General features: G+C 68.6%; 5 protein-coding genes. 4 read left to right on the top strand and 1 reads right to left on the bottom strand.

The window, feature by feature from the left end; translation table 11 throughout:
• From N5096_RS07425 to N5096_RS07415, 3 genes are all read left to right on the top strand, one after another.
• A partial coding sequence (locus N5096_RS07425; protein WP_267663702.1) for an ABC transporter permease occupies positions 1-1,012 on the top strand: 1,012 nt, incomplete at its 5' end.
• Positions 1,009-1,926 carry an ABC transporter permease gene (locus tag N5096_RS07420; protein ID WP_267663701.1) on the top strand — a complete coding sequence of 306 codons (918 nt, stop codon included), beginning with the start codon at positions 1,009-1,011 and terminating at the stop codon, positions 1,924-1,926. The genes N5096_RS07425 and N5096_RS07420, both read left to right, overlap by 4 nt.
• Positions 1,919-2,266 carry a DUF7268 family protein gene (locus N5096_RS07415; RefSeq protein WP_267663700.1) on the top strand — a complete coding sequence of 116 codons (348 nt, stop codon included), beginning with the start codon at positions 1,919-1,921 and terminating at the stop codon, positions 2,264-2,266. The genes N5096_RS07420 and N5096_RS07415 overlap by 8 nt, the downstream gene beginning before the upstream one ends.
• Positions 2,267-2,345: 79 nt before the next feature.
• Here the strand turns inward: N5096_RS07415 and N5096_RS07410 are convergent, their stop codons facing one another.
• Positions 2,346-2,714, bottom strand: coding sequence for a VOC family protein (locus N5096_RS07410; RefSeq protein WP_267663698.1), 369 nt, complete (start codon positions 2,712-2,714; stop codon positions 2,346-2,348).
• 105 nt (positions 2,715-2,819) lie between these two features.
• Here N5096_RS07410 and N5096_RS07405 point away from each other — a divergent pair, with 105 nt between their 5' ends.
• Positions 2,820-5,933 carry an FAD-binding and (Fe-S)-binding domain-containing protein gene (locus tag N5096_RS07405; RefSeq protein ID WP_267663696.1) on the top strand — a complete coding sequence of 1,038 codons (3,114 nt, stop codon included), beginning with the start codon at positions 2,820-2,822 and terminating at the stop codon, positions 5,931-5,933.
• Positions 5,934-6,000 lie beyond the last annotated feature (67 nt).

Raw genomic sequence — 6,000 nt, 5'->3', positions numbered from 1 at the left:
GGTCTCCAAACGCTTCGTCTTCAAACGGCTACTCATGCTGTTCCCCGTGTTGTTCGGGGTCGCAACGGTGGTCTTCGCCATTCTCCACCTCTCGCCGGGCGATCCCGCCGTGGTCATCGCCGGCGACCGAGCGAGCCAGGAGTTCGTCAACCAGGTCCGTGCGGATCTAGGACTCGATGACCCGCTCTGGCAGCAGTACGTTCGCTTCCTCGGCGAGGTCGCGACGTTCGACTTCGGCCAGTCGTATCAGGTGAACCGGGGCGCGGCGGTGAGCCAGATCCTCGCGAACCGGCTCCCGATCACGATCGAACTCGCGCTGCTCGGCCAGTTCGCGGGCCTCCTGTTCGGGCTCCCGCTGGGAATCTTAAGCGCGGTCAAACAGGACACGTGGACCGACCACCTCACCCGTATCGGCGCGCTGAGCGGAATCAGCATCCCGATCTACTGGAGCGGTCCGCTGCTCATCCTGCTCTTCGCGCAGTTCCTCGGGCTCCTCCCGACCAGCGGTCGAATCGGCTCCGAGTACTTCGTCGAACCGGTCACGGGGCTCATCCTCGTCGACACGCTGTTGGCGGGGAACGTCGCGGCGTTCCAGTCCGCGGTCGTTCACCTCCTCTTGCCGGTGGTGGTGCTCGGGATCTATCAGATGGCGCTGCTCTCGCGGATGATGCGCTCGTCGATGGTCGAGGTGATCCGCCAGGACTACATGCGGACCGCGCGCGCGAAGGGACAGGGCTCGAAGATCACCGTCATGAAACACGGCCTCCGCAACGCCTTCATCCCCGTCATCACCGTGATCGGCATCCAGTTCGGATCGCTGCTCGGCGGCGCGGTGCTCACGGAGACCGTCTTCGAGATCAACGGCATCGGCACGCTGCTCGTCGACGCGATTAACCGCAGCGACTACCCCGTCGTCCAGGGGACCGTCCTCGTCTTCGCCGTATTGTACACGCTCGTTAACCTGGGCGTCGACCTCACCTACTCGATCCTCGACCCGCGTATCGAACAATGAGCACGGAGACACAGACCGGCGCCGTCGACCGAAGCATCGTCGAGCGGCTGCGCGCGAGCCCGTTCCTCTCGCAGCTCTCCTCGAACCGACTCGCGATCACCGGGATCGTCATCATCGTGAGCGTCGTCCTGATCGCGATCTACGCGCGGCTCACCTACGACCTCAGCGAGCTCATGGCGACGCAGTTCGGGACGAACCCCTCCGAGGCTTCGCCCAGCGCGGAGTACCTCTTCGGCACGGACGGGCAGGCCCGCGACATCTTCCCGCGCGTGATGTACGGGGCCTGGTACGCGGTCCTCTACGGAACGGTCACCGTCGTCGCGTCGACGTTCCTCGGGGTGAGTCTCGGGATCGTCGCCGCGTACTACGGTGACCTGACCGACAACGTCATCATGCGGACGATGGACGTCCTGCTGTCGTTCCCGTCGCTACTCTTAGCGCTCGCGCTCGTCACCATCTTCCCGGAGGAGCTGGGCCTGTGGCGGGCCGTCGGGGCGCTGACGCTCGTCTACACCCCCCGGTTCGCCCGCGTCGTCCGCGGGGCCGCGCTGAAGGTGCTCGAAGACGAGTACACCGACGCCACGAGGGCGCTCGGCGCGACCGATCCCCGACTGCTCATCCGTCACGTCCTCCCGAACTGCCTCGCGCCGATCACGGTCCAGTCGACGCTCAACTACGGGCTCGCGATCATCGACATCGCCGCGCTGTCGTTCCTCGGCTTCGGCGCCAGTCCCGGGGAGCCGACGTGGGGGATGATGCTCTCGAACGGCGTCGAGTTCGGGCTGTTCTCCGGGGCGTGGTGGTGGTCGTTCTTCCCGGGCCTGCTGCTCGCGCTGACGGTGCTCGGCTTCAACCTCCTCGGCGACGGGATGCGCGACGCGCTCGACCCGCGGATGCGCGAGACCGTTGATTGACCGCGATCTCCGGCCGTTCGGTCGGACGGTCGCGCGGTGGGTCGGCGGCGGCGGCCTCCTCGGGCTCGTCGTCGCGGGCGTACTCCTCCCGATTACCGGGCCGCAGCGGGCGACCGACACCTCGTTCGCGCTCGGCGTCCTCCTGTTCGGCTTCGGCGTCGCGACGTGGGGCGGGACGGTCGGCTTCGGGGACTCCATGTCGACGGTCCAGAGCCATCTCGGCGGCGAGTCCGAGTGGAGCCGCGAGGGGGCGCGACAGGCGTTCGCCGTGTTGACCTGGGTCGGTGCGGGTTGGACGGGGGCCGCCGTCGGGGCGTCGATACTGCTCGTCGGATTATAACAGAGACCGTCGTCGACGCGTCGAATCGATCGGACTGGTCCGCCGTGATGCGGTAGGTGAGAGCGGGCGAGCGGTCAGATCACAGCGGCTCGATAAGCTCGACCGCGTGCCCGTCGGGGTCCTTCACGAACGCGGTGCGCGCGCCGGCCTCGGGCTGGTCGCCCGGCTCCTTCACCACGCCGTGGTGGTCGATCGCCTCGAACGCCGCGTCGACGTCGTCGACGCCGACGGCGACGTGGTCGTAGCGGTCGCCGTCCGAACTCGGCTCCTCGCCGTCGGTGTCGGACAGCTGGAACTCGACGCCCGCGTCGTCCGAGACGTACACGTTGCGCGTGTCGCCGTCGGCGGCCGTGAATTCCCAAGAGCGCTCGAACCCGAGCTGCTCGACGTACCAGTCAGCGGTGCGGTCGGCGTCGGCCACGTTGAGACACGTGTGGAGTATCTCCATAGATCCGACTGTCGCGGCGACGGTATAAATCCCGGCGGGGTCGCGCCCGGGCAGAGAATAATCATTAACAAAGGTTTTATTCTCCTCTCGCTCCCGGTTACCCGCATGGCAACTGAGCCCACGCGCGGAAGTGACACGCCGGACTGGGACACGTCGGCTGCGGCGCTCGGTCACGACCGACCGGACGTGCCCGCCTACCAAGCGCTCGCGGAGGACCTCCGCGAACGTGTCGCCGGTGAGGTCCAGTTCGATGAGTACGCGCAGGTCCTGTACGCCACCGACGGCAGCATCTACCAAGCGCGGCCGGCCGGCGTCGTGACCCCGCGCTCGATCGACGACGTCCAAGCGGCGATGCGGGTCGCGGCCGACCACGAGGTCCCCGTCATCCCGCGGGGGGCCGGCTCCTCGCTCGGCGGCCAGACGGTCGGCCCGGGCTGCGTCGTGCTCGACTTCTCGAAGTACATGGACGACATCGTCGACGTCCGCTCCGACGACCGGCGGGCGGTGGTCCAGCCCGGGGTCGTGCAGGACCACCTCGACGACCGGCTGGCCGAGGACGGGCTGAAGTTCGCGCCCGATCCGGCCTCCTCGGCGCGGGCGACCGTCGTCGGCGGTATCGGCAACAACTCTACGGGCGCGCACTCGGTGCGGTACGGGATCACCGACGCGTACACCGAGGAGCTGCGGGTCGTGCTCGCCGACGGCTCGCTGCTCCACACCCGCGAGGTCGTCCTCGACTCGCCGGAGTACGAGGAGATAGTGGAGAAAGACGACCGAGAAGCCGCGCTGTACGAGACCACCCGCGCGCTCGTCGAGGGGAACGAGGCGGCGATCGACGAGAAGTACCCGAGCCTCAAGCGCTCCGTCTCCGGATACAACCTCCACAAGGTGATCTACGAGAATGACGACGGCGACGAGGTCATCAACCTCACGAAGCTGTTCGTCGGCGCCGAGGGGACGCTCGGCACGATCGTCGAGGCCGAGGTGTCGCTCGTCACCCGCCCCGAGGAGACGGCGCTCGCGCTGTACACCTTCGACTCGCTGGTCGACGCGATGAAGGCGGTGCCCGAGGCCCTGGAGTTCCCGGTGAGCGCGGTCGAGCTGATGGACGACGAGGTGTTCGCGCTCGCCGCGGGCTCACAGGAGTTCGCGCAGTACGCTGAGCCGATCCCGGACCGCGCGGCCGCGGCGCTCATGCTGGAGTGGGACTCCGAGCTCGTCGACGACTTCGAGGACGCCATCGCCGACACGAACGCGTACTTCGTCGACGAGGGCGACGCGTTCGACGTGCTGGAGGCGTACACGCCCGAGGACCAGGCCGACATCTGGAAGCTCCGAAAGGCGGCCATCCCGCTCCTGATGGGCATGCAGGGCGACCCGAAGCCGTACCCGTTCATCGAGGACGCGACGGTGCCGCCCGAGGAGCTCGCGGAGTACGTCGGGCAGTTCGAGGACGTCCTCACCGACCACGACACCTCGGCGGCGTACTTCGCGCACGCGGGGTCCGGAACCCTCCATATCCGGCCGATCCTCTCGCTGAAAGAGGCGGAGGGCGTCGAGAAGATGCACTCCATCTCCGAGGACGTCACCGACCTCGTGTTGGAGCATCACGGCGCCTTCTCTGGCGAGCACGGCGACGGGCTCGCGCGCACCGAGTTCAACCCGAAGATGTACGGCGAGGACCTCTGGAGCGCGTTCCAGGAGCTCAAGTCGACGTTCGACCCCGAGTGGCGGATGAACCCCGGCAAGGTCGTCTACGTCGACGGCGACACCGCGAGCGAGCGCGGCTACCCGGACACCGCCGCCGACACGGATATGCGGGAGAATCTCCGGTACGGGCCCGCCTACGAGTCGATCGAGCCGCAGACCGAGCTGGACTTCGAGGACGAGGGCGGCTTCTCGCACCTCGTCGAGCTGTGTAACGGCTGCGGCACCTGCCGGGAGACCGACTCCGGCGTGATGTGCCCCACCTACCGCGCCTCCGAGGAGGAGATCCAGGCGACCCGTGGCCGCGCGAACATGCTCCGGGCCGCCATCAGCGGGGAGCTCGACGACGACGAGATCCACTCCGACCGCTTCCAAGAGGAGGTGCTCGGCCTCTGCGTCGGCTGTAAGGGCTGCAAGAGCGATTGCCCGACCGGCGTCGACCTCGCGAAGCTGAAAGCCGAGGTGAAACACGAGCACCACGAGGAGGAGGGGTCGGGGCTCCGCGAGCGGATCTTCCGCGACATCGACCGCTTCTCCGCGATCGGGAGCGCGCTCGCGCCGGTCTCGAACGCGGCGGCGAAGGTCCCCGGCGCCCGCAAGGTGATGGACGCGGTCGCGGGGATCGCCCCGGACCGCGAGCTGCCGACGTTCCGCTCCGAGAGCTTCGAGGAGTGGTTCGAATCGCGCGGCGGGTCGACGGTCGACCCCGCAGAGGCGGTCGACACGGTCGCGCTGTTCCCCGACACGTACACCAACTACAGCTATCCGGCCGCCGGGAAGGCGGCCGTCGCGGTGCTGGAGGCGGCCGGCGTCCGCGTGGAAGTCCCGGACGACCTCGCGCCCTCGGGCCGGGCGGCGTTCTCGACCGGGTTCCTCGACGACGCCCGCGAGCGCGCCCAAGCCAACGTCGCGGCGCTCGCGTCCCGCGTCCGGGACGGGCAGTCGGTCGTCTTCGTCGAGCCCTCGGACGCGGTGATGTTCCAGGACGAGTACCTCGACCTCCTCGACGGCGACGACGTTGAGGCGGTGTCGGCCGCGGCGTACGGCGTCCTCGAGTACCTCGACGTCGGCCGGGTCGACGAGCAGTTGGCGTTCGACCCGCCAGCGGAGTCGCTCACCTACCACGGCCACTGCAACCAGAAGGCGACGAACAAGGACCACCACGCGGTCGGCGTGCTCCGCCGGGCCGGCTACGACGTGGACCCGCTCGACTCCTCCTGTTGCGGGATGGCGGGCTCGTTCGGCTACGAGTCGGAGCACTACGACATCTCGAAGGCCATCGGTCGGATCCTCTTCGACCAGGTCGAGGAGAGCGGCGGCGAGACGGTGACCGCGCCCGGCGCCTCCTGTCGCTCGCAGCTCGGCGACCGCGACGGCGCGGAGAACCCGCCGCACCCGATCGAGAAGGTCGCCGACGCGGTGACCGGGCCCGCGCCCGACGCCGTCGCCGACGCGGGCGCGGCCGACGCGGGCGATGTCGACGCGACGACGCCGTCGCCCGCGGACGACTGAGGCGGGATCGCCGCCCGTCTTCGGCCGTCTCAACCTTCGGGATCTGTCACGGTCGGATCCGAACCCT

The sequence above is a fragment of the Halorubrum yunnanense genome (genome assembly GCF_026586675.1).
Classification (GTDB): domain Archaea; phylum Halobacteriota; class Halobacteria; order Halobacteriales; family Haloferacaceae; genus Halorubrum; species Halorubrum yunnanense.
Note: the sequence above shows the minus strand (reverse complement) of the source record. Positions and strands in the feature narration are given on the sequence as shown.

Excerpts from the sequence above, each read along its gene's own strand:
- N5096_RS07420 (WP_267663701.1), top strand. The coding sequence starts at position 1,009 with ATGAGCACGGAGACACAGACCGGCGCCGTCGACCGAAGCATCGTCGAG.
- N5096_RS07410 (WP_267663698.1), bottom strand. The coding sequence starts at position 2,714 with ATGGAGATACTCCACACGTGTCTCAACGTGGCCGACGCCGACCGCACC.
- N5096_RS07405 (WP_267663696.1), top strand. The coding sequence starts at position 2,820 with ATGGCAACTGAGCCCACGCGCGGAAGTGACACGCCGGACTGGGACACG.